At 62.5% G+C, this 730-nt stretch carries 1 pseudogene; it reads right to left on the bottom strand.

From position 1 onward, the window contains the following. Positions 1-730 (bottom strand): annotated as a pseudogene (locus BHE85_RS17375) (RHS repeat protein); the annotation flags it as partial.

Genomic DNA, 730 nt, shown 5'->3' with positions numbered 1-730 from the left:
ACCCGTTTTGCCACCCTGCGGCCCAGCGGGTCGTAAAGATAGCGACTTTCGACCAGCGGCTCTGCATATTGTGTCCGCGTGTAGTGCACCAGCCGGTGCTGACTGTCGTAATGGTACCGGTGGGTGCGCTCATCATCCGTACGGATACCCCCTTCCGGGATGAGGTCGGTTTTCTCCGTCAGCCTGCCGTAACGGTCATACCGGTAAAGATAGTGCGCGTCACGGGCGATACGGTTATCCGGCCACATGCTGAGGGTGCTGTCCGGATGCAGCTCCGGGTCGGGCAGGCGGTTACCTGCCGGGTCTGTGGCATACGGGATGCGGATATCAAGGTTCGCTGCGGTGGTGTGAACGCCGGTCAGCCTGCCGGTGGTGCTGTAGCTGTAACTCCGGGTCTGGCGCGGGCTGCTGATGCGGATGAGTTCGCCGTTGTCGTTCCAGGTGTAATCGCGGTCATACTGCAGGCTGTTCAGGTGCTGGCTCTGTAACTGCCCGGCAGGGGTATAAGCGGTGGTGAGTTCATAGCGGCCGAAGCGGCGCAGCGTTTCCCGGTGCAGGCGGTCGCGGGTGAAATCCACCAGCGGTGTGTCGCCGAGCTTCATACCTGCCAGCCAGCCGCTGCCGTAGGTCAGCCATTCCACGGCGGGCAGGCTGTCCGGTATACAGCGGTTCGCCAGTCCCTGCGCGTTGTACGCATGTCTGGTCTCATGCTGCCAGAGCAGTGCTTCCG

Source organism: Shigella sp. FC1567, assembly GCF_001743015.1.
Lineage (GTDB): Bacteria > Pseudomonadota > Gammaproteobacteria > Enterobacterales > Enterobacteriaceae > Escherichia > Escherichia coli.
This window is presented reverse-complemented; position numbering and strand designations above follow the sequence as displayed.